Raw genomic sequence first — 21670 nt, 5'->3', positions numbered from 1 at the left:
CTCGATCCTTTGCCGCCTGGCGGTTCTGGCTCATCATGATCACCGGCGCCTGGATGGCGGCGAGCATGGAGAGCATCAGGTTGAGGAAGATGAAGGGATAAGGATCGAAGGCCGTGCGGGCGAGGATGATGTTTATCCCGGTCCAGAGCACCAGGAACACGCCAAAACCGGCAATGAAAGTCCAGGAGCCTCCGAAAGCGGCTACGCCATCGGCAAGCCTCTGCCCGACGGTCAGCTTGTCGTCGAAGGCCACCATCGGGTCATGCGCGAGGGTTTTGCGGCGAACTGCCCTTTCGACCACGGCGCGTTCGCGTTCGGTGAGGGTCTGCTCCGCCTTGCCGAAATAAGTCTCGGCGGCGTGAGCGATCTTGGCAGCATGATCGTTTGACATGTGAGACTCGCAAGAACCGCGTACTGCCTTACTCTAGCGCGAGATTGCCAAAGCGTATCAATCAGATGCGCGCGGTAATAGAATACCGCCAAACCTGCTGACAGGTGATGGCGGGAGCCCAGCCCAGAACTGCCCTGTCGTTCAAAACGGAGGAAATCATGACCATTGAATATGTGAATCCGCCCAATATGTACCGCAGTCCGGTCTTTTCGCAGGGCATCATCCTGCCGGCCAATGCCCGCATCCTGCTCATTGGCGGCCAGAACAGCGTCAACGAAAAGGGCGAAGTCGTCTTCAAGGGCGATGTTGTCAAACAGACCGAACAGGCCCTCGCCAACATGCAAAAAGTGCTGGCGGCAGCCGGGGCGACGGTCGAGAACCTCGTCAAAACCACCATCATCATGCAGCAGGATATCGACCTGCGGGCAGCCTTCGGCGCCTGGATGGCCGTGTGGGGCAATCGGCCCAACCCGCCGACGGTCACGGGCCTCCGCGTGCCTGGCCTCGCCAATCCCGATTTCCTCATCGAGATCGAAGCTCAGGCCGTGCTGCCGTGAGCCCGGTATTGCGTCCGCTGCGGAAACGCGAGGACATGCCTGAATTTGTGCGGGCGGCGCTCGATGAGCGCGGCCTGCGCGAGCAATACGACGCGCGCCCAGCTTACCAGCGCAATGACTACCTGCTCTGGATCAACAAGGCCAAGCAGGACGAAACCAAGCAAAAGCGCCTCTCCCAGATGCTCGAAGAACTGGAAGAGGGCTTTGTCTATATGCGGATGGATTGGCGGCGCTGAGGCTCAGCACCAACTCTCGCGCCGGCCGCGCCATTCATGCGCAAGGCCGTCCGAAACCAGCACCTGCCCCACCGAGCGCCCGTCACGCTCGACGATCCGCAGCTTGCGGCCATATTGGTCCTCGTCGCGGTCAGCGGCGCGCAGGTCAAACGGGCCGCCGCTGAGCAGCTCTACCAGTCGTTCTGTCGCCCTGCGGCCAAGGATCGCCTCGGCGGCGCATTGAGGCTGGCCGGTTTCCGGCGTGTTGATATCGGCAATGCGGATCTTGGTGCCGTCGAGCCAGAAGGTGTCGCCGTCGACAACGCAGGTGACACGCGGCGCGCGTGTGCAAAGATCAAAGCTGCGCGCCGACACGCTGCCGACGATCGGCGCCGGCGAATCGAGGAGCAGCGAGGCAACGCCGGTTTCCCTGATCCCAAAGGCGGCAAGGACAATCAGGATGCCAAAGAAAATGGGGGTTATGGGCAGATTGAGCCATGCCCGCCGCCTGCCACGTCTGATCCTGTCCTGAAAGAACTGCCTGTCCGTCGCCACGCCGAATCCATCCACCGGAACTGGTCTGATGGTTTGGCAGTAGGCCTCGGGCGGGTATATTCGGGGTTAATCCGTACGGGATCTACCGGCGTCGACGAATTGGTCCGCGGCCTGCTGAAGGTTCAAACATTGCGGAATTTGTTCCACCCGGCATTTGCATCCCGCCCCGCCCTCACCTATATAGAACCTGCCCTTCGGGGCTATGGCGATAAACTGTCATTGTAATAAACCCATCGGACCCGGGGGCGGTACCCGGCGTCTCCACCATCTCCCCTTTCGGGGGAGCCAATGGGGACGAAATAGGATCGACGAGGGCGTAAAGAGTGTGCTTTTGCTCGGTGAGGTACCACCGTTATCGGTCCAAAACTTATAGTTGCTAATGACAACAATAAGGCTCCGGTCGCTCTCGCCGCGTAAGCGGTGCTAGCACTGGGAATTAAAGTCCTCCGCTCCTAGCCGGGCGACAGGCGGGGTTCGCAGGCACCTGGCAACAGAAGCCTGCACTTTTCCTCTATTCCGCCCGACACTTGTGCCTTAGTCCTTGAAAAGTTCGGGAACGTGAGGCTGATATGGGCCATTCGGGATTCTTCCCGAAATAGCGACGACCAAGGAACAAAAATGGCCGAAGATCATCTGCGCTACGACATTCTCGCCCAGGAAGCCCTGCGCGGCGTCGTGCGCAAGGTTTTGGCCGAAGTGTCCCGCACTGGTCTTCCCGGCGAGCACCACTTCTTCATTTCCTTCGCGACCCGCGCGCCCGGCGTGCGCCTCAGCGAAAAGCTGCTCACGCAGTACGATAAGGAAATGACCATCGTGCTGCAGAACCAGTACTGGGACCTCAAGGTCAACGAGACTGGCTTCGAAGTCGGGCTCAGCTTTGACGGTGTTCCCGAAACGCTGGTCATCCCCTTTGCTGCTATCAAGGGCTTCTTCGATCCCTCCGTGCAGTTCGGCCTGCAGTTCGATCCGGCAACGGCCCCGCGCGATGACGGCTCCGAAGAAGACGCAGCCGATGCACAGGCAGAAAACGCCGAAAAGGGCGAAAGCCCGGCCGGCGAGCAGAGCGGCGAAAAGGTCGTGAGCCTCGACGCCTTCCGCAAGAAGCCCTGACCGTCAGGTTCCGTGATGCAGAAGCGGTCTTTCTCGATCGCCGGCCATCGAACCTCAATCGCCCTTGAGCCCGAATTCTGGCTCGCCCTCGAAGAGATCGCGACTGTTCGCGCTCTGAGCCTTGCTGCCCTGGTGCGCGAGATCGACGAAACGCGCGAGGCCGCAAACCTCTCTTCCGCGATCCGGCTGGCGATCCTCGCCTGGTATCGTGCGCGCTCGAACCAGCCTATCGAAGCGGCTGATTGACCGGATTTCCGAAATTGTTGTTCACGCCGGGCTGAAAGCCGAGATTGAGCGGCAGGGATGGCCCTGTCGTTTCCGGCGTCACGTCAGCGGGCGCAACGGTCGGCTCAGCAGGGCCGGTCTGCGGTTGCGTTTCCAGCGCTCGACGGGCTGCATCCTCAGCCGCCGCCCGCGCCGCAGCGTCCGCCGCCGCCTTCCGCCGTTGTTCCTCGATAAGACGATTACGCTCCTCGGCCGCCGCGCGCTGGCGGGCTTCGTCTTCAAGACGCAAAGCTTCCAGCCGATCGACTTCCAGCTCATTGGCGCGCACCTGCACGGCCGCCACAAGCTCTGATGTATCGACGGTCACGACCGGCGCGATGAGCGTACCTTGCAGCTGCGCGGTAATTCGCGCCGCGTCATTCTCGATCAGGCCCGACGGATCGACATAGTTGAAGGGCGTCAGCACGAAGCTGCCATTGAGGCCTAGGCTCGACAGTGGAATGTCCAAGCCGCCGGCAAGCCGCGCTCCATTGCCGGAGATGATCAGATTGGAAAGGCGCAGCGTGCCGCCTGCAATCGTGAACGCGCCGTTGGCCGTCTGGGCCCTGAACGGGCCCTGCCCCAGCGATTGATCGATCAGGATGTTGAGCGCATCCGCGTCGATATGAAGTACGTCCTGCAGGCCCGCAAGGGCCGGATAGACCGCTGGGTTCAACTTCTCGATCGACAGGCCCGCAAGGGTGAAGTGGCCGTCGCCTGCCAGGGTGCGCGCGGCTTCGGCCAGCGAAGCGCCTGTGCCCTTGAAGCTGGTGCTGCCGGTGACCCGAGCGGAAAAACCGTTCGTCGTGCTTGCCGGGGCAATGGCCTTGGCGTCGACGTCATCGATGGCCAACCGGCCGGTCACCGTGCGGTCCGTCAGTGGCCCGGCGCAGCATTGGCTGATGGTCGCCGTGATCCCGCCGCCCCCGACGGAACCCTTGAAATTGGAAATGGAGAGGGTCTGCGGATCCCAGACCAGGTCGAACGCTGCATCGGTCACCACGGCTTCGCCAATACCGATTTCTCCCGACGTCACCGCAATCGAGCCCCGCGTCGGCCGCGTTGTGTTTCCAGAGGCCAATGGTCCCTCGGGCCAGACGTCGTTACCGGCCACGAGCGCAGAAGGCGAAAAGAGTGCAGCCACAAGGCCCTCACCCGGTAGATGATCAAAGTGCAAATCGCCATCGATACTCGGACGCTGCGCCACCTGCTCGACGGCAATGTCGCCGGAGAACGCCGCGCCGGCAGATGCCCCCGCAATACCGGTAACCGCAATCGAACGCGTGCCATAAAACTCAACGCCCGCGCTGGCCTCCAGCGCTCCAACCCCGATGCCATTGGCTCCGGCGAGAGATGCAAGACCGGATCCATCTTCTAGCGAGACATCGACAGTGCCTGTACCCGTCAACTCGCCGCTCTCCAGCACCGCGAGTTCACCCGCATAGGCGAGGACTTCATCGCCCTGGCTGATCGACAGGCGCGCGTCAAAGCCCGCCGTTGAATCCCCTTGGGCAAAGAAGCTCAGGAAGGCGGAGCCATCGCCCGAAAAGAGCGGCGCATCGAGAGCATCGAGCTGTCGCACCAGTTCGCCGCCCTGATCGGCTTCGAGCGAGCCGACGATCTGAATATGCTCCGATGCAACGCTACTCAGCCCGCCAGCCATATCGACTGAGAGATCAAGCCGCGCAACGCCGGTCGTCCCATTCAGAGTAAAGCGCTGTGACCCAGCGTTATCGCCGCCGGCAAGCCGGAAATCGAGCGAAGCGGGCATCGAGCGACCTAGCACCGGACGCCAGGAGCCGGGCACGCCCACAAAGCTGTATAGCGCATCGAGCGCGGGAGCGGACGCCGTGGCGATTTCGACATGACCTGCGCCGGTCAGCATGGGATTTGCGAGAGTTCCCGCAAGGTCGCCGCTAGCCGTCACGCCAACGCCACCCCAATCGCTGCTGACGATCTTGGAAAAGCGCAGGCCGGAGCTGGACCAGCTGCCTTCGACCTGCATGTCCTTGGCCTCCAGGCCCAACACGCGAATGGTCTGGCTATTGATGGAAAAGCTGCCCTCGGGGAAGGTGACGCCAAAAGTGCGATCCGTATTCGGATCGGGGAACATGGCACCAACTATGGCGCTGTCGCCCGGCGCCAGATCGTCAAAGCGTCCGACCAGATCAAGGCGCGGTTCGTCGCCAAAGCCGAGGCGCAGCTCCAGCACATGCGTCTTGCCATTCAGTAGCAGCCGGCCATGTGAGAAGCCGAGCGCATCGCCCGCGAGCATCACCTGCCCCGAAAGTTCCGCCGGCACATTGAAGAGCGGGCTGTCTTCATTCGATTTGCGCCAAAGCTGGCTGAGAGCATCAAGCCGCGAGGTCGCGATCTTCAGATCGCCGTTGAAGCCGACAATGCCGCTGTCGTTCCGCAGGGCGCCCGACAGGTTGACCTTGGTGCTCCCAGGCAGTTCAGCCTCGGCGCGAGAAATCGTCCAGATCGAGCCACTAGTGCTGGCATCTACGCGCACGTTTCGCAACGAAGTGCCGCGCAGACCGATCTCGGCCAGATCGATACCCACCGAACCTGGTATCGGCGGTAGCGGCGGCGCGGGCAATTCCCCCAACAGGCGCACCAGCTCGTAAGGCCTCGTGCTCGTGTCCTCGTCGGCATCGCGCGGCGGCAGTGTGAAAACGCCGCCCGATACCACCGCCTCGAAGCTGCTACGCGCGCCAAGCTTTACGCTGGCAGCACCCGTCAGGCGCATACCGGCCCGGTTCTCGTCGGGGACAAGCGTATAGCCATTGAGCACGATGCGGTCGGTTGAGGCCGTCACCTTGCTCTCAAGCACCAGGTTGCCCCGGATCTGATCGGCGCGATCGACTTGCGGGGGCGTCTGCTTGAGGATCATGGTGCCGTCGAACTTCGGGGCCTGCCCGGTCGCCAAAGTCCCCTCGAGCGAGAGCGACGCACCCTTGGCCGCATCGCCAACGAACGCAGAAACGCGCGCGGTCCCGCCAGCATCGACCAGGCCGCTATTGAGACGCAAACTATAGGCATTGCCGTTCAGCCTGGTCGTGCCCTGGAACTGGAAGGGGCCCGAGAAACTGCCGAGGCGCAGGTCGCCGTTGATCGCGGTAAGATCGTAATTCGCCCCTGCCCGCTTGTCCGCAAGCGTAAGGCGGCCGTTCTCGATACGCGCCTGATCGAGCGAAACCCCGTCGCCCGCAGCAGACAGATCGATGCCGCTGACGAGAAGTCCGTTGTCATCGAGCTCGAAGGCAATGGAGGGCGATTTGAGGATCAGCGCCGAAAGGTTGTATTGATCGCGCAGGAAATCCATCAGCGCGAACTGGGCCTCGATAGCCCCAACCGTGGCAGCGGGCTTATCGGCCGGCCCGATGATCACGTCAGAAAATGCAAGGCGCGGCGCAGGCAGCAGCGCGAAGTCGATATCGCCGCGGATCGTCACGTCAGTGCCGAACACACCTTCGGCAAGCAGTTCCATGCGGTCGCGATAGTCGCCCCACTGGATAAAGCGCGGCACGATAAACGCGCTGGCGAGCGCCACGATCGCAACAAGCCCAACGATAATGTAGATTCGATTGAGCACTGCTTCTCGACTGCCTGTCAGATTCCTGGCGCGAGTGTAGGCACTTGCTGCCCCCGTGCAAGTGCAGGGCACACGAATTTCCGCATGAGAATCCAATCCGTTCAAACGACAACGGCCGGACTTTCGCCCGGCCGCTTATTATCCGTTCAAAGTCGGCCTAGTTGAGATCGACGGTCCAGAAGAAGGTTTCGCCCGAGGAGTCATCTACGCCGTCATTGTCGGTGATGACATAGCCCTTGCCGGTCGAGTCGATGGCAAGGCTCTCGACCTTGTCGACGACATAGCCGTTGTTGGCGGCAAGGTCGGGGATCAAGTCGCGGACGAGTTCCTTGGTCACGACGGGCAGCGCACCACCCAGCTCGGCACCGACCAGTTCGGCGACCGGCACGCGGTAGATGGCCTTGAGACCAGCCTTGTCGGCGATCTGGTTGTCGCGCTCGACGATATAGGCATGGTCACCATGCACGGTGATTTCCGAGAGACCAACCCAGCCGCCTTCCGGCGCAGCTTCCAGCGGATAGCGGACCGCAGCCCATTCCTTGGTCGAAGGCTTGTAGGAAAGCAACTTCACAAAGCCCTTCTCGTCATCGCCCCATTCACGCTGCATCGCGACCCACAGGGTCAGTTCGTCGCCAGAACCAATGGCAGCAACACCCTCAGCGCCAAAGCGCTTCTGGCCAGCAAGCAGGCCAACCGGGAAGCCGACTTCGCCGATGATCTCGCCTTCGGCGTTCACGTGCAGCAGGGCATGCGGCACGAGCTTGTCGCTGTCACCTTCATTGGCCAGCCAGAAACCGCCTTTGCCATCGAGGGTGATGCCTTCGAGGTCAAGCTTCTGGGCCGTCTGGCCCTTTCGCGTGACGATGGTCTTCTTGACGATGCGCGCCGGCCGGGCGGTCGCGTCGATTTCATAGATGGCCGGTGCGCCATAGAGCACGCTATCGCTGACGGCATAGAGAATGCCGGGCTTGTCGGCATCAGCAACGGCACCGGAGATCGCCGCCCAACCGATCGGATGGCCGTCTTCGCCAATATCGGAAACGAGCTGCGGATAGGTCGGTTCGCCTTCGCCGAGTTCGTAGATCATGACATGCGAACCGGCGAGGCCGTCTCCGCGCAGGTCAGCTTCATTGGCCGTCGCCAGCAGATTGCGCTCCGGAATGGCCACGAGGCCCTCCGGCGAAATGCCCGACGGCATCGACTGGACGAATTCCGGCTCAGCGCCAGTGTCCTTGTAGACGGCGATCAGCGAGGAGCGCTCTTCAGCGATGAAGATGTACTTGGTCTCGCCAAAGGTCGCGACTTCGAGGCCTTCCGGCTCGACGCCCTTCTTGTTGCGGAAGTCCGGATAGTGCCCCATCTGGGCGGCGTTGACGTCGAGCGCATTGCCCGAGTCGAACAGGATCGTGCCATCGCGATTAAAGATGGTGAAACCGCGCGAGCCGCCGTTCCAGTCGCCTTCATTGGCGGTGATCAGACGATCATTGTCGAGCCACTTGACGGCATCCGGCTCACGCGGAACGACCTTGGTTTCGCCCGAGAAGTCGATCTTGCCGTCGTTCTTGGTATCGACGCCGGCCACGCTGGTTTCGCCAGCGTCAAAGCCGCCGACCACAGTCGCGGTCTTGGCGTCGACGATAACGACATAGTTGTTTTCCTGCATGGTGACGGCGACTTCGTCATTGTCGTTGAACGAGACGAATTCGGCTTCGGCATCATCGGGAGCAATCGCGGAAAGACCGGTCAGCGCGACTTGTCTGGTGCCTTCCTGGGTAACAGCACCGTCGGTGAGCGTCACGAGGGTCAGGTAACCCGACGGGGCCTGGGGGATGGCGCCATCGTTCACGTCTTCATCGCGCTCGTTTTCGATGGCGATAGCAAGGATGGTGTTATCCTTGTTGTGGGCGATCGAATCCGGCTGGCCGCCGAGCTCGAACTCACCATCGATGGACTTGCCGGCAATATCGACGACAACCAGCTTGCCCGACGGGTTGGTAAAGGATTCCGAGGTGTTGACAGCCACATAGGCCTTGCCGCCGATGACGGTCACGGAGGTGGGTTCGCCGCCCATATCCATGTAGCCGGCTGCCTTCGGGGCCTTGGCGTCGGTGATATCAACGAAGCCGATGCCACCATTGGGGCTGTCGGAATAAATGAGCGTGAGGCCATCGTCGGTGGCGGTGATGATTTCCGACGAGGTTGCTTCGGCTTCGGGCGCATTAAGCGCGACCGGGAAGCTTGAAACGCGATTGAAGTACTGAGCGGCATTTGCCGAAACCGTGGAGGCGAGAAGCGCGGCAGTGAGCGCGCCCAGCAAACGTTGCGTATTCATGTGGGGTCCCCTGAGATGAACGGACCTCGCATAAAGCCGCGCGACGACTCCGCAATGACGGATAAATGGCAGCTCGATGACGGCGGGGCATCCTATACATCGGAGTGCAGGAACCCTATATTGCAGACGAGAACAAAATAAGATTCGTCAATCCCGCGCAGCGCGCGCCACCCCAGGCGTGCCGCGATGGAAAGGCCCTCAATGCCCGGTGAAACCCACCCCCTGCCACGCCCCCAAGGCGGGCCGATCACAAGCCAGCTCAACCGGCAGGTGCCGGACTATTTGCGCGGCCTGAATCCAGAGCAGCGCGACGCCGTGGTCTCCACCGAGGGCCCGCTGCTGGTGCTCGCTGGCGCAGGCACCGGCAAGACGCGGGTTCTGACGACCAGGATCGCCCACATTCTCAACCAGCGCATGGCATGGGGCAGCCAAATTTTGGCGGTGACCTTCACCAACAAAGCCGCCAACGAGATGAAGAGGCGCATCCACGAGTTCGTGCCGAACTTCGAGGGCCTTCCCTGGATGGGCACCTTCCACTCGGTTTCGGCCCGCATCCTGCGCGCCCATGCCGAACTGGTGGACCTCAAGCCGCAATTCACCATTCTGGATACGGACGACCAGATCCGGCTGATCAAGCAGCTCCTCGAAGTCGAGAATATCGATGAGAAGCGCTGGCCTGCGCGCCAGTTCGCCAACCTCCTCGATGGCTGGAAGAACCGCGGCTGGTTGCCCAAGGATGTGCCGGCGGCCGAGAACGGCTATTTCGCCAATGGCCGGGTGCCGAACCTCTATGCGAACTACCAGGCCCGCCTGAAGACGCTGAACGCGGTCGATTTTGGCGACCTATTGCTCGAGTGCATTCGGCTGTTCCGGGAAAATCCGGAAGTGCTCGCCGAATATCACCGCAAATTCAAATACATGCTGGTCGACGAATACCAGGACAGCAACACGGCCCAATACCTGTGGCTGCGCCTGCTCGCGCAGGGGAAGCCCGCTTCGGAAGCCAACATTTGCGTGGTTGGCGACGACGATCAGTCGATCTACGGTTGGCGCGGCGCCGAGGTGGACAACATCCTCCGCTTCGAAACTTACTTTCCGGGCGCCAAGGTCATCAAGCTGGAGCGCAACTACCGCTCGACGGCGAATATTCTCAAGGCCGCTTCGACCCTGATCGCCCACAACGAAAGCCGGCTCGGCAAGACGCTGCACACCGACATCGCCGAGGCAGGCGAGCCGATCTCCTTCACCCAGGTCTACGACTCAGAAGAAGAGGCCCGTACGGTCGGCGAAGAAATCGAGCAATATCAGCGCCTCAACGAGCCTTTGAACTCGATGGCTATTCTGGTCCGCGCCTCCTACCAGATGCGTGAACTCGAAGAGCGCTTCATCACTCTGGGCCTCAATTATCGCGTCGTCGGCGGCCCGCGCTTTTATGAACGCAAGGAAATCCGCGACGCTCTCGCCTATCTGCGTCTCGTCGCCCAGCCGGCCGACGACCTGGCCTTCGAGCGCATAATCAATGTGCCGAAGCGCGGCCTTGGCGATTCCACGGTGAAGACGCTGATCGAAACGTCGCGCCACCAGAACGTGCCGCTGCTGTCGGCAACCCGCATGTTGATCGAAACGGAAGAGCTGAAGCCCAAGCAGCGCACGACGCTGCGCGGCCTCGTCGACCAGTTCGACAACTGGGCCTACCGCGCCGAGAACCTGCCGCCCTATCAGCTCGTCGAGCAGATCCTCGAAGAGAGCGGCTACATGGACATGCTGGCGGCCGACAAATCCGCCGAGTCCCAGGGGCGCAAGGAAAACCTCAAGGAACTCAGCCGCTCGATGGAAGAGTTCGAGACGCTGGGCGGCTTTCTCGAACACATCTCGCTGGTGATGGACCGCGATAGCGCAGAAGCCAGCGACGCCGTGACCATCATGACACTGCATTCGGCCAAGGGTCTGGAATTCAACACCGTTTTCCTGACCGGCTGGGAAGAAGGCACGTTCCCTAGCCAGCGCTCCATGGATGAAAGCGGCCGCGCCGGCCTCGAGGAAGAGCGGCGGCTTGCCTATGTGGGCATCACCCGCGGCCGCAAGCGCGTGCGCATCTCGGCGGCACAGAACCGGCGCATCCATGGCCTATGGCAATCGGCCTTGCCCTCCCGCTTCGTCGACGAACTTCCGCCCGACGCGGTCGTCGTCACCGATCGAGGCTCTGCCTATGGCGGCTACGGCTACGGTGGCGGCGCAACCTCGCGCTTCAACAAGGCCGATCCGTTCGAGAGCGTCTACGAGACCCCCGGCTGGCAACGGGCTCGCGCCAACCAGGCCAACCGCAAGGGTGGCGGCCCTCTTACCAGCGAGGGTGAGCTGGTCGCGCGATCGGTCGACCTCGGCGGCCAATCGAGCGGCTACAAGCCGGGCGAAAGGGTTTTTCACCTCAAGTTCGGCTATGGCGATATCGTCAGCGTCGAAGGCAACAAGCTGACGATCGACTTCGAAAAGGCCGGGACCAAGAAGGTTCTGGAGAGCTTCATTCAAAAGGGCTAACGCCCTGTGCAACCGCCACGGAGATACGGCCGATGATCATCTCGACGACCCCGACCCTCGAAGGTCAGCCGATCCGGGAATATCTCGGCATCGTCACCGGCGAAGTGATTGTCGGCGCCAATATCTTCAAGGACCTGTTCGCGGGCATTCGGGACATCGTGGGCGGCCGCGCCGGCGCATATGAATCCACCCTGCGCGATGCCCGCCGCGAGGCCTTTGCCGAGCTCGAGAACGAAGCCAAGCGCAAGGGCGCCAATGCAGTTGTCGGCGTTGACATCGACTATGAAGTGGTGGGTCAGGGCGGCTCCATGTTGATGGTCTCCGTTTCCGGAACCGCCGTCCGCGTCTGATCTCCATTCGATTAACCACGCGCGTTTATCGCTTGTGAGAACTCCTCGTGCATCTATCCTGAAAGGCATGAGGGTATGCGGTGTTCAGAATTCAGCACCTGCAATGGATGGGGATCGCCGCGGCAGCCGTAGGCAGCTTGCTGCTTGGGGGCAGCTCCGCTCTATCCAATTTCGCAGACTATCAGCGCCACTCCCATGCCGCATCCGAGCTCGAGCGTTTTTCCGTTTTGCTCGACGCTGCTAACGCAATTTCCGCTGAGCGCGGCCCTGCGAACTCCGCTATGGGCGCGACGGACGACGAACGCGTCGAACGACAGAATGAACTCACCGCCAAACGCGCTCAAACCGACGCTGCCATACAGAGGATGGAGGCGGTTTTCCAAGGCGTTCTGAGCGACAGTGAATGCGGTGCGGCCCACGCGCAATTGCACGCCCGCCTCGCGAACGGCCGGGAGCAAGTAGATTTTGCTGCAAATGTGCCCTTTGCCGAGCGCGATCCCTTTGACGTCTCTCGGGGCATCATGGCCATGTTCACAGCCGCTGACAGCAGCATGGCGCTTCGCGATCTCGTCAGCGGGCACATCATGCGTGAATCGCCCGACCTGGCTGGCGCACTGATGCTAGCCAATAGCGCCGGAACCTTGCGTGATCAGGAAGGGCGGCTCGGCTCCTATGTGGTGATGGCCTTGCTTGCCCCTGCCGAACGTGACCCGCTCTACCTTCAGCGTATGCGCGCCACCGAGGGAATCATCAAAAATCTTTGGTCCACCAACGTCAGCATGGCGGCCAATCTCCTCCCCGATCCTGAAATCGTCGAACTGGTGAAGGCAGTAGAGCGCGACTATTTTAACGACGCACTGATCACGGCTCTCGATGCCGCCGATATGCACGCCGCGGACAACTCCCTTTCTGCAGCCCAACTCACGGAAAATTACGTGCCGGGCATGCGCAGCTCAGAGCAACTGCGATCCGCCGTCGTCAAACACTCGATCGCTTCGCTGCACCGCAATTCGGAAGACGCTCTTCGGGGCCTGATAGGCTCGGTTCTTCTTTCGGGTGGCATCCTGGCGGTACTGTCTATTGTCGCCATAGCCTTCCGCAACGCCCTCTTCTCCCCGCTCATGCGCCTGCATGACGAGGTAATTGCTCTTGCCGGCGGCGATCATGGCGAGCCCAAGCGCGTCAGGAGCGCTGCCGTGGAAGTCAGCGACATTTTCGGTGGGCTCCGCGTGCTTCGCAAAAACCTCACGGAGAAGCGCGCGCTCGAGGAAGAACAACGGCGCCTGAACCGCCGTTTGCGGCGCCTCGCCGAGACCGACACGCTGACGGGCCTGCTCAATCGCCGCGCGCTGCTGAGCCGCGTTGATGCCATGTTCCGTCGTGCCGACCGGATCGGAGAGACCATGGCGGTGGTGCTGTTCGACATCGACCACTTCAAATATGTGAACGACACCCATGGTCATGCGGTGGGCGACGAGGTTCTGTCCGGCGTGGCTCGTCTGGTCGACAGCACATTGCGGACCGGCGATACGCTGGCCAGGATCGGGGGCGAGGAATTCGTTCTCGTGCTCCGTCGTGTTGACGAAGACACGGTCGCTAACATGCTGGAACGGCTACGCATTCAGTTGAGCGAGACGCCCGTGCAGGGCAAACTCGGTCTCACCGTGACGGCTAGCTTCGGGGCCGCCATGCGCCCAGCAGGCTCCGCTATGGACTGGGACGAAATGTTCTCCGTCGCCGATCAGCGGCTATACATCGCCAAGGGCACGGGCAGAAACCGTGTCGTCGTTCAGGGCTATTCACCCGAGACGCGGCAGCGGGCCTGAGGATATTTCCCTTTCGGAACAATGCACTACGCGAGAGCATTGACTCGCCGTGCGACCTGCCGCAACTAAGGCCGAAATAACCTGGGATCCCCGCCATGTCCGTCGAACAGCTTTCTGCCACGCTCACCAAGGAACAGGCCTATGCGCTGGTCGACGCCGTAATGGAGCGCGAAGACCTGGCCCTGACCGCCTCGGCCCATGAGATCGAGGAAACCGGCGAATGGGTGTTCGAGGCGACCTGCGATGGTGCGCCCGACGTCGATGCCTTTGCTGAGCTGGCCAACCAAGTGCTTGGTGGTGCTGTGGATTTTTCAGTCGAGGCGATTGATCCCGAGATCAACTGGGTGGCCAAGTCGCTTGAGGGCCTGGCCCCGGTCATCGCCGGTGGCTTCTATGTCTATGGCAGCCACGAGACTGGGCCCATTCCCGAAGGGCTGACGCCGATGAAAATCGATGCGGCTCAGGCATTTGGCACCGGGCACCACGAGACCACGACTGGCTGCCTCGAAGCCGTCGAGATGCTGCTGCAGCGCACGACGCCCAAGTCGGTGGTGGATATCGGAACAGGCACGGGTGTGCTGGCGATTGCCGTCGCCAAGCGGCTCGGCGGCAAGGTTCTGGCGACCGACATCGACCCGATCGCTGTCGTTACCACCGTTGAAAATGCTCAGGAAAATGGCGTCGCCGACAATGTCGACGCGATCGAGGCGACGGGCCTGGAGCACAGCGAAATCACGGCGCGCGCGCCTTATGACCTAGTCCTTGCCAATATTCTGGCTGGTCCACTGACCGAGCTGGCGCCGGGCATGGGTCAGATCACCCAGCCGGGAGGAACCGCGATTCTGTCGGGAATTCTCAATACCCAGGCCGATGGCGTCATCGCCGCCTATGAGCTCGCCGGCTTCCAGCTGGTGGATCATCTCAAGCGCAAGGACTGGACAACGCTGGTGCTGGAAAAGCGCTGAGTTCGTTAGCAGACTGGTAGCATCGAGGGGCGCGCAGGCGCCCCTTTTGTTATGGAAACGAGACCCTGAAAAAGCAAAATCCCCGAAGCAGGCTTCGGGGATCGTCGGATCTTCAACAGGTAACTAGCTGCCGTTTATGGGCGCTTGGTTACTGCGCCGATCAGCTGATGCTGCATGCGGTAGCTGACCTGGCGAGATGCTTCGCGACCACGAGCGTCAATCAGACCACCCAGTGCGTTGCGGAAACCGTTCTTGCTCTCTGTCATCTTTCACTCCATGCGACGCGAGGTCTGTTGCCTAGCGTCAGATTGGCTTTTACCTATTTTCTAAGCCTTGCGTTAGAGGCTTACCAACAGACCAGCCATGCCACTCGCGCAAGGCGCGATTAATGTCTGTTTACCTTCGTGCCCAGAGGGGGATGATCCCGTTCATATTGGGCGAGATAGCGCTCGGCCTGGCGGGTGCGCCCCTCGATCAGGGCATTCAGGGCACGCTGGAAGAAATTATTACGGCTGCTCATTTTTCGTCTCTTGCTTACGCACAATGAGATAGGGTCGTGGGGCGCCTTTACCAGCGTCAGAACCACAAGCCAGCCATGACGGCAGTGCAGTCCGGCCTCGGGATGACAATCATGACCTCCGCCCCCTTCCCTCCCGCGAAATTCCAGAGCTTTGAGGAAAAGTCCGACCCCAGCCAGGTGGCCCCGCGCCTTGCCGCGCTGCGCAAGGCGATGAAGGCGGCTGACGTCGACTATTTCCTCGTTCCGCGTGCCGACGCGCATCGCGGCGAATCCGTGCCGGCGAGCGAAGCGCGCCTTGCCTATGTGACGGGCTTCACCGGGTCCGCCGGCCTCGCGCTTGTCGGGCTCAAGGAAGCGCACCTTTTCGTTGATAGCCGCTACACGCTGCAGGCCCCGGCGCAGACCGACACCGCGCTCGTGACCGTGCACGAAGTGGCAAGCCTTGCCATCGACCCAAAACCCTATGTGAAGAAGGAAACGGTCGTCGCGTATGATCCCTGGCTGCACACGCCGGGCGAGGTGCGCGACCTGAAGGAAAAGCTCAAGGGCTACGCCAAGGTCGTGTCGCACGACAATCTCATCGACAGCGTCTGGGACGACCGCCCGGCCCCGCCCGCCGGCGCCATCGAAATTCTCGGCCACAACCGTGCTGGCCAGTCGGCGCAGGACAAGATTGCCCAGCTGCAGGAAACGCTCGGCGAGGACGGCGCCGACGCCGCTGTGTTCACCTTGCCCGAATCCATCTGCTGGCTCTTCAACATTCGCGGCCGTGATGTGCCGAACACGCCATTTGTGCTAGGCTTTGCCGTGGTGCCGAAGAAGGGCGAACCCACGCTGTTTCTCGACCCGGCCAAGGTGACGCCGGAGCTGGAAAGCGCGCTTGAAGGGATCGCCCGGATCGAAGCCGCCAAGAAGCTGACCAAGGCCCTCGAAAAGCTGGGCAAGGACGAAAAGCATGTGCTCGTGGATCCAGCCAGCGCGCCGATCGCCATTGCCGAAATTCTGACCGGTGCAGGCGCTCGCCTGATCGAAAAGCGCGACCCGGTGCTGCTGCCGAAATCGCGCAAGAACGAGGCCGAGCTGGCCGGCATGCGTGAGGCGCACCGGCTTGATGGCGTGGCGCTGGCGAAGTTCCTCAGCTGGTTCGACACCGAGGCTCCCAAGGGCGAACTGACCGAAATCGGTATCGTCACCGCGCTCGAAGCCTTCCGCCGCGAGGAGGAAAGCTGCGTCGACGCCAGCTTTGACACGATCTCAGGCGCCGGCCCGAATGGGGCCATCGTGCACTATCGCGTTTCGACCAAGACCGACCGGACGCTCAATGCCGGCGAAATCATGTTGGTCGATAGCGGCGCGCAATATCTCTCGGGCACGACCGACATCACCCGCACCCTCGCAACCGGCGAAGCAACGGCCGAGCAGAAGGACCGCTACACCCGCGTGCTGAAGGGCATGATCGCTGTTTCCATGGTACGCTTTCCGCGCGGCACCAGCGGCGCGCAGATCGACGTGCTGGCGCGGCAGTTCCTCTGGGCCGATGGCATCACCTACAACCACGGCACCGGCCACGGCGTTGGCGCCTATCTCGGCGTGCACGAAGGACCGATCGGCATCGCGCCGCGCTATCCGTTGCCGCTCGAGGCCGGCAATGTCATCTCCAACGAGCCGGGCTACTACAAGACCGGGGAATATGGCATCCGCATCGAAAACCTGGTGGTGGTGAAGGAAGCGGAGGCCTTTCCGGGCTATCTGGAATTCGAAACGCTGACGCTGGCGCCGATCGACACGCGGCTGATCGACCTGAGCCTCCTGACCGAAGCCGAGCGCACCTGGCTCAACGGCTTCCACAAGCGCGTCTGGGACGAAATCGGTCCCAAGGTCTCTGGCGAGGTGAAAACCTGGCTGGAGCACGCAACCGCCGCGATCTAAGTTCTTCTGGTACTCCCCCCCGGCGCTCCACAGGGCGCCGGGGTAAATCTCGGTCGACGCCGCAGGCGCGGCGACAAACTCTTCTCACATCGCGTAGGGATCGGCGGCGAGCGCCCAGCTCAGCAGCCACGGCACGTCGCTGCCCATGGACGCGACATCATCGACCTTCCAACTGTCCTCTTCCTTCACCAGCGAAATCGCCAGCAGCCGGGGCTGATCGAAATTGTGGTAGGTGACCGTGATCACCGCCCGATCATCGAGCATGGCGGGATCGCCCACCTTGAGATCGAACAGCAGAGCGCTGGCGTCCGGAAGGAAGGGGTTGAAGGCCGGATCGGCTGCCGGGGCCGGCTCCGAACCGGCGGTGCGGATGAACTTGGCATTTTCCTGCGCCAACTCGGCAATGCCCTTCAGGCGCTCCGAATAGTATTCCGCGGGGTCGCCCCGCAGCGCGCCCGGCCGATAGCCGTCATAGATGGACTGCACCAGCACCTTGGGATCGGAAAAGGTTTCGGTGGCAATGGCCGGGCTCAGCGGCGCCAGCAGCACCAGTAGAGCGAGAATCGCGCGTTTCATCGTGCCCTCATTATCAAGTCGGGCGCACGATTGCGGCGACGCAGGGCCGAATTGCGGCCGGCAGATGAATTCTTCGATAGGTTTACGCCCGGGGCGGAGACCATCCCCGAAACTGGCCGGGGATGGTGATATGGCGCCCCCTGGAGGGCGAAGCCTTACTGCCAGCGTGCAGCGGCCTCGGCAAAGATCTCGGTCAGGCGGTAGCTGAAGTCGTCATCGTTGCTGGTAAGATCATCGATGCGCCATCCGCCCTTCTCGTAGACGAGGTCATAGGTGATATGGCGCGGCTCGCCGAAATTGGTGAAGCTGACATCCACCGTGGCCTTGCCATCGGCTTCGTCCGGCGTGCCGATCTCTAGGTCGGCAAGGTCGAAATCCTGGCCGTCGATATAGGGATCGAAATCGAGCGCGCCGATTTCGCCTTCAGGCGTGTTTTCCGCATCGGCATCGTAAAGCGCATTCAGCGCATCGGAGCGGAAATCGGCCTCGAACTCGGGGAAATCGCCGGAGAAATACGGCTCATAAAACGCTTCCAGCAGCTCCTGAGGCGTTTCATAGGGCTGGGCGAAAGCGGGCGCAGCGAAGGCCAGCAACAGCGCGGGAATGAGCGCGAGACGACGCATTGGATAGACTCCAGTTAGGCCAGTGGATCGGCCAGATATTCGGAAAGCGACCATGTGCCTGCGGCATCCCCGCTCGGCAGCAGGATTTCGTCGATCTTCCACCCACGATCAGCACCCTCATCGACGAAATGAAAGGTGATCTTATAGAGCACCCGGCCTCCCGATATAATGTCCACATCGGTAACGGCGCGACTACCCTTTATCTTGGGCTCGTAGAGAACATAGGTCTGATCGCTCGAATCCTGGCCATTGATGAAGGGCGAGAAATCGAGGGCACCCATTTCGCTGCCGGTGGCGTGGACCTTCTCGTCGGCCTCCACGAGCAGCGCGCCGAGGTGGGTAGAGAAGGATTCGACGTCGTCGAAATTGGCATCGGGATCGTAGGTGCCGTCAAAATAGCTCTCTTCGTAGCTCTTGATCTGGTCGTAGACCGCCTCGAGCAGCGCCTTCGGATTGTCGAAGATTGGTATAGGCCGCGCGAGAGCGGGAAGAGCCATCAGCGAAAGGGCAAGAGCAAGGGAAATGCGCAACATCAATTGAACCACAGGGCAAACATGGGCCATTCATCGCCCATGACACGGTTGAGATCAGCGAAGGTCTCCGCATCCGCGATGGGACCATCGGCTAGATACGGCAAAGCGTCGTGGCCGGTGAAGAGCATGACGAGATCGGTTTTGGTAGCCGTCTCGAAGTATGCCTTAAGGTCAAATCCTTTGCTGAAGCGCCAGTGTGGTAGCAGCAGCTCGCCCTTGAGGATCAGGTCGATCTTGTCGAGCGAGACGAGCCAGGCATCGATGATCTCCTGGGTGATCGGCCGGTCGGGCACGAGGGAGGTCTGGCGCGGCGAAGGCAGCAGCTCACGATCGTCGTCGGTTTCGGCGAGGATCATCTTCCAGTTCTGGCGCGACAGGGCCGTGATGGTAGCCAGCCGCTCTGGCACGGCGGCGAGGCGCGCCGCATCGATGACCGGGAACTCCACCGTGTGGATGGCAGCAACGATATCGGCAATGAATGCGTCGCTGTCGGCATCCATCATCAGGGTGCCCGCGCCGCGCGAATAATCCTGCATCGGCAGACCAGCCTTGGGGAAGACGCGGTGCAGATAGGCATTGAAGAAGCCCGAGAAATCGTGAGCCAGCATCAGCTCGATGGGCGTCGCGGTGATATTGGCGTAGCCGGCAAACCATATGGCGTCGGCATTGTCGAAGCCGACGATGCTGTCGGGTGCCGGCGGCGTCTTCGTCTTGGGCTTGTCCGAGGGCGGCGGGCCATCGTGGTTGGGAATATCGATCAGACCGCCAGCCTGGCCGAGCAGCGCGCCGAGGGTCTCGCCCTCTCCGGCCTCGCCATTGCCGTCGAAATCAATGCGGACTTTCAGCGGATCGATGTGAATGACGAATTCGCCACCTTCGCCGGCGCGGCGGAAGTGAGCGCTGGCGGTATCGAGAATGCCGTTGAACTCTTCGAGGATGCTGCGCAGCTCCTCATAGGTCAGCGGTTCCGGATCGGGATTGGCTGGCGCGGAGGCGCCATCGAGCCCGATGCCGAGAAGCATGGCCATGGCCGGCGAATTGGGCGTGACCGCGCCGTGCCGATAGAGCGCCTGGGACAGGGTCTCGTAGGCGCTGACGAGTTCGACGAGACCGAGACCGAAACAGGCATCGCTCTCGTTCTGATCGCAGAGCGCGGCGGCCCTTTCGCTGAGACTTGCTGCGGTGCCCGCGTAGAGCTGGTCGGCAAGCTGATCGCCGATTTCACCGGCTTGCGCGGCGCACGGCAAGGCAAGCGCTGCCAGGGCGGCAGCCATCCAGATTTTCATTCGACCCTCTCCCTCAACGCCGGCCTATCTGCCGACGCGCACGAACCACTCGTCTTCAGTGATCACCTCGACGCCAAGCTCTTGCGCCGTCTTCAGTTTCGACCCTGCACCGGGCCCCGCAACCAGAATGTCGGTCTTGGCAGAAACAGAGCCGGCCACCTTGGCACCGAGCCGTTCGGCCATAGCCTTGGCTTCCGATCGTGACATTTTTTCGAGCGTGCCGGTGAAAACAACGGTTTTACCCGCCACGACGCTGTCGGCGGAAATCGTGACGACATAGTCCTTTGGGCGCACCTGCTGCAGCAGAGCATCGAGCGCCTCGATATTGCGCTGATTGGCAAAGAAGGTGACGAGCGCCTCCACCACCGTGCCGCCGATGCCGTCGGTCGAGGGGAAGATGGTCATGGGGTCTTCAGCTGCGACCATTTCCTTGCCGGCGTCTTCGAGCTTCTGGATCGAGCCAAAGGTGCGGGCGAGCACCGCCGCGGTGGTTTCCCCGATATGGCGAATGCCGAGGGCGAAGATGAAGCGATCGAGTTCGGGATCGCGGCGTGCGTCGATGGCGGCAAAAAGCTTGTCGAGGCCTTCATAGTTGCGCTCTTCGACGCCGCGCACATTCTTGCGCGTCTTGCCCGATGCCGCCTCGCGAGCCTTGGCCTGCTCCTCACGACGCTCGGCGAGGGCACGCTGCACCTCGGGGCGACGATCCTTCAGGGTAAAAATGTCGGCAGCGATGCGGATCAGGCCAGCATTGAAGAAGGTGTCGATGTTTTCGGCACCCAGCCCTTCGATATCGAGCGCGCCGCGGGATACGAAATGGCGCAGGCCTTCGACGGCCTGCGCGGGGCAGATCAGCTCACCGGTGCAGCGGCGGCGCGAATCTTCCTTGCCGGTCTTTTCGTTGATTTCGCGCACGGCCGGAGAGCCGCAGACCGGGCAAGTATCGGGGAACTGATAGGGCACCGCCTCGGCGGGACGCTTTTCGAGCACGACGCGGACGATCTGGGGAATGACGTCCCCAGCGCGCTGGATGACGACGGTATCGCCGACGCGGACGTCGATCGCCTCATCGCCGCGGATGGGCTTGCCGGTGCTGTCGATGCCCTTGATGTAGTCTTCATTGTGGAGCGTCACGTTTTCGACGACAACGCCGCCGACGGTGACGGGCTCAAGCCGGGCGACAGGCGCCAGGGTGCCAGTGCGGCCGACCTGGATGTCGATGCGCTTGACCACCGTCATGGCCTGCTCGGCCGGGAATTTATGCGCCACGGCCCAGCGCGGCTCGCCGGTCACAAAACCCCAGCGGCGCTGCAATTCGAGCTGGTCGACCTTGTAGACGACGCCGTCGATGTCATAGCCGAGCGAGGAGCGCAGCTCCTCGATGCGGTGATAGTGCGCGATCAGCTCTTCGACGGTCTTGGCGCGCTCCATGAGCGGGCTGATCCTGAAACCCCAATCGGCGAACTTCTGGACCGCTTCGAACTGGGTCGGTGCCGGGTCTT

Annotated in this window: 21 protein-coding genes and 1 other RNA gene; 10 read left to right on the top strand and 12 right to left on the bottom strand. The window is 61.8% G+C overall.

The genetic code is table 11. The annotated features are described in order from the left end of the window. A partial coding sequence (locus J0I64_RS11595; RefSeq protein ID WP_291408305.1) for a DUF1003 domain-containing protein occupies positions 1-391 on the bottom strand: 391 nt, incomplete at its 3' end. 158 nt (positions 392-549) lie between these two features. Between J0I64_RS11595 and J0I64_RS11590 the strand changes: the two genes are divergently transcribed. Then, positions 550-948 (top strand): RidA family protein, encoded by a 399-nt coding sequence (locus tag J0I64_RS11590; RefSeq protein ID WP_291408303.1) that lies wholly within the window; start codon positions 550-552, stop codon positions 946-948. A gap of 35 nt (positions 949-983) precedes the next feature. Beyond that, on the top strand, positions 984-1184 hold the full coding sequence (locus tag J0I64_RS11585; protein ID WP_291408301.1) for a YdeI/OmpD-associated family protein: 201 nt from the start codon (positions 984-986) through the stop codon (positions 1182-1184). A gap of 3 nt (positions 1185-1187) precedes the next feature. On the opposite strand, the gene J0I64_RS11580 is transcribed toward J0I64_RS11585, so the two are convergent. Next, complete coding sequence (locus tag J0I64_RS11580) at positions 1188-1718, bottom strand: thermonuclease family protein (protein WP_291408299.1); 531 nt, start codon at positions 1716-1718, stop codon at positions 1188-1190. Between the two features lie 150 nt (positions 1719-1868). Between J0I64_RS11580 and ssrA the strand changes: the two genes are divergently transcribed. From ssrA to J0I64_RS11565, 3 genes are all read left to right on the top strand, one after another. Beyond that, positions 1869-2223, top strand: a transfer-messenger RNA (tmRNA) gene (gene ssrA / locus J0I64_RS11575). A 113-nt stretch (positions 2224-2336) separates the two neighbouring features. Then, complete coding sequence (locus tag J0I64_RS11570) at positions 2337-2828, top strand: SspB family protein (protein ID WP_291408297.1); 492 nt, start codon at positions 2337-2339, stop codon at positions 2826-2828. Between the two features lie 15 nt (positions 2829-2843). Beyond that, complete coding sequence (locus tag J0I64_RS11565) at positions 2844-3074, top strand: ribbon-helix-helix domain-containing protein (protein WP_291408295.1); 231 nt, start codon at positions 2844-2846, stop codon at positions 3072-3074. Here J0I64_RS11565 and J0I64_RS11560 read toward each other — a convergent pair. Both J0I64_RS11560 and J0I64_RS11555 read right to left on the bottom strand, forming a co-directional pair. Then, positions 3055-6690 (bottom strand): AsmA family protein, encoded by a 3636-nt coding sequence (locus J0I64_RS11560; protein WP_291408293.1) that lies wholly within the window; start codon positions 6688-6690, stop codon positions 3055-3057. The two genes, J0I64_RS11565 and J0I64_RS11560, sit on opposite strands and share 20 nt — an antisense overlap. A gap of 157 nt (positions 6691-6847) precedes the next feature. Continuing rightward, entirely contained in the window at positions 6848-9022 is a 2175-nt protein-coding gene (locus J0I64_RS11555; RefSeq protein WP_291408291.1) for an esterase-like activity of phytase family protein, read from the bottom strand. A gap of 201 nt (positions 9023-9223) precedes the next feature. On the opposite strand from J0I64_RS11555, the gene J0I64_RS11550 reads away from it, so the two are divergent. Then, positions 9224-11560 (top strand): ATP-dependent helicase, encoded by a 2337-nt coding sequence (locus J0I64_RS11550; RefSeq protein ID WP_291408289.1) that lies wholly within the window; start codon positions 9224-9226, stop codon positions 11558-11560. 32 nt (positions 11561-11592) lie between these two features. Next, positions 11593-11910 carry a heavy metal-binding domain-containing protein gene (locus tag J0I64_RS11545; RefSeq protein ID WP_291408287.1) on the top strand — a complete coding sequence of 106 codons (318 nt, stop codon included), beginning with the start codon at positions 11593-11595 and terminating at the stop codon, positions 11908-11910. 161 nt (positions 11911-12071) lie between these two features. On the opposite strand, the gene J0I64_RS11540 is transcribed toward J0I64_RS11545, so the two are convergent. After that, on the bottom strand, positions 12072-12491 hold the full coding sequence (locus J0I64_RS11540) for a hypothetical protein (protein ID WP_291408285.1): 420 nt from the start codon (positions 12489-12491) through the stop codon (positions 12072-12074). Here J0I64_RS11540 and J0I64_RS11535 point away from each other — a divergent pair. Together J0I64_RS11535 and J0I64_RS11530 are read left to right on the top strand one after the other, a co-directional pair. After that, positions 12462-13736, top strand: coding sequence for a diguanylate cyclase (locus tag J0I64_RS11535; protein WP_291408283.1), 1275 nt, complete (start codon positions 12462-12464; stop codon positions 13734-13736). The genes J0I64_RS11540 and J0I64_RS11535 overlap by 30 nt on opposite strands. 95 nt (positions 13737-13831) lie before the next feature. Next, positions 13832-14701: a 50S ribosomal protein L11 methyltransferase gene (locus J0I64_RS11530; protein ID WP_291408281.1), complete on the top strand. Its 870-nt coding sequence runs from the start codon at positions 13832-13834 to the stop codon at positions 14699-14701. A gap of 134 nt (positions 14702-14835) precedes the next feature. Here J0I64_RS11530 and J0I64_RS11525 read toward each other — a convergent pair whose 3' ends face one another. Together J0I64_RS11525 and J0I64_RS11520 are read right to left on the bottom strand one after the other, a co-directional pair. Continuing rightward, positions 14836-14967 carry a hypothetical protein gene (locus J0I64_RS11525; protein WP_280114011.1) on the bottom strand — a complete coding sequence of 44 codons (132 nt, stop codon included), beginning with the start codon at positions 14965-14967 and terminating at the stop codon, positions 14836-14838. 119 nt (positions 14968-15086) lie between these two features. Beyond that, the gene (locus J0I64_RS11520; RefSeq protein ID WP_291408278.1) at positions 15087-15221 is read right to left on the bottom strand and encodes a hypothetical protein; all 135 of its coding nucleotides are present in this window, start codon (positions 15219-15221) and stop codon (positions 15087-15089) included. 111 nt (positions 15222-15332) lie between these two features. Between J0I64_RS11520 and J0I64_RS11515 the strand changes: the two genes are divergently transcribed. Then, entirely contained in the window at positions 15333-17150 is a 1818-nt protein-coding gene (locus J0I64_RS11515; protein WP_291408276.1) for an aminopeptidase P family protein, read from the top strand. Between the two features lie 84 nt (positions 17151-17234). Here J0I64_RS11515 and J0I64_RS11510 read toward each other — a convergent pair whose 3' ends face one another. The 5 genes from J0I64_RS11510 to ligA all read right to left on the bottom strand — a co-directional run. Next, the gene (locus J0I64_RS11510) at positions 17235-17726 is read right to left on the bottom strand and encodes a hypothetical protein (RefSeq protein ID WP_291408274.1); all 492 of its coding nucleotides are present in this window, start codon (positions 17724-17726) and stop codon (positions 17235-17237) included. 155 nt (positions 17727-17881) lie between these two features. Then, on the bottom strand, positions 17882-18349 hold the full coding sequence (locus J0I64_RS11505; RefSeq protein ID WP_291408272.1) for a DUF3828 domain-containing protein: 468 nt from the start codon (positions 18347-18349) through the stop codon (positions 17882-17884). Positions 18350-18363: 14 nt separating this feature from the next. Beyond that, the gene (locus J0I64_RS11500) at positions 18364-18882 is read right to left on the bottom strand and encodes a hypothetical protein (protein WP_291408270.1); all 519 of its coding nucleotides are present in this window, start codon (positions 18880-18882) and stop codon (positions 18364-18366) included. Continuing rightward, on the bottom strand, positions 18882-20168 hold the full coding sequence (locus J0I64_RS11495) for a hypothetical protein (RefSeq protein ID WP_291408268.1): 1287 nt from the start codon (positions 20166-20168) through the stop codon (positions 18882-18884). Before J0I64_RS11495 ends, J0I64_RS11500 begins: the two co-directional genes overlap by 1 nt. Before the next feature lie 24 nt (positions 20169-20192). After that, positions 20193-21670: NAD-dependent DNA ligase LigA (gene ligA, locus J0I64_RS11490; protein WP_291408266.1), on the bottom strand; the 1478-nt coding region annotated here is incomplete at its 5' end.

This window comes from Devosia sp., assembly GCF_017307565.1.
GTDB lineage: Bacteria > Pseudomonadota > Alphaproteobacteria > Rhizobiales > Devosiaceae > Devosia.
The sequence above is the reverse complement of the archived record's forward strand: the minus strand, read 5'-3'. Positions and strand labels throughout refer to the sequence as shown.